Source organism: Kineococcus vitellinus (assembly GCF_009906315.1).
GTDB lineage: Bacteria > Actinomycetota > Actinomycetes > Actinomycetales > Kineococcaceae > Kineococcus > Kineococcus vitellinus.
Window position 1 is genome coordinate 1 of record NZ_JAAALL010000639.1, and the last position, 559, is coordinate 559.

Sequence of the window (559 nt, forward strand, 5' to 3'; positions counted from 1 at the left end):
GCGGGCCGACGTCCGGCACGCGCCGCGCGGTGCCGCCTTCGAGCTGGAGGTCGCCCCCGGCGAGGTGCTCGCGGTGCTCGGGCCCAACGGGGCCGGCAAGTCCACGCTGCTGGCGCTGCTGGCCGGGCTGCTGCGGCCCACCGGCGGGCGCGTCGTCCTCGACGGGCGGGTGCTCTCCGAGGCGCGGGGCGCCTTCGTGCCCCCGCACCGGCGCGGGGTGGGGCTGCTCGCCCAGGAGCCGCTGCTCTTCCCGCACCTGGGCGTCGCGGCCAACGTCGCCTTCGGCCCCCGCAGCGCCGGCGCCTCCCGGGCGCGCGCGCACCGCGAGGCGCTGCGCTGGCTGGAGGCGGTGGGGGCGGCCGACCTCGCCGAGCGGCGCCCCCGGCAGCTGTCCGGCGGCCAGGCCCAGCGCGTCGCGCTCGCCCGCGCCCTCGCCGCCGACCCGCGCCTGCTGCTGCTCGACGAGCCGCTGGCCGCCCTGGACGCCGCCGCGGCGCCGCAGGTGCGCCAGGTGCTGCGCGGCGGCGTCCAGGGCGGCCAGCGGCTCGTCGAGCAGCAG

At 82.1% G+C, this 559-nt stretch carries 1 protein-coding gene; it reads left to right on the forward strand.

Going from position 1 to position 559, the window contains the following annotated elements:
- Positions 1 to 43 precede the first annotated feature (43 nt).
- Positions 44 to 559: ATP-binding cassette domain-containing protein (locus GTQ99_RS23875; protein WP_166618099.1), on the forward strand; the 516-nt coding region annotated here is incomplete at its 3' end.